We start from the raw sequence: 241 nt of genomic DNA on the forward strand, positions 1-241 counted from the left end.
AGTTTAAAAGTCGCATCCTCATCAGTCAATTGTTGACATTTTTTAGGTAAAGGGTGACTGAAGGCGTGAAATAATGAAGTGTTGGAATATTGATTTTAGAATTCACTTCTACCGGCGTCGGTCCCTGAAGCCATTTACCCGTTACAGAAAAGTGAAGCCAATAGTATTCGGTTTGTTCTTCTACTGTTTTCCATGAATAGTGATGATGACGAGGCAGGAGAATAAAAACGTCACCTTGCTT

General features: G+C 39.4%; 1 pseudogene. It reads right to left on the reverse strand.

Features of this window, described 5'->3' with window-relative positions:
• Positions 1-25: 25 nt before the first annotated feature.
• Positions 26-241, reverse strand: a pseudogene (locus HMPREF0519_RS14135) (AraC family transcriptional regulator); the annotation flags it as partial.

This window comes from Lentilactobacillus hilgardii DSM 20176 = ATCC 8290 (genome assembly GCF_000159315.1).
Lineage (GTDB): Bacteria > Bacillota > Bacilli > Lactobacillales > Lactobacillaceae > Lentilactobacillus > Lentilactobacillus hilgardii.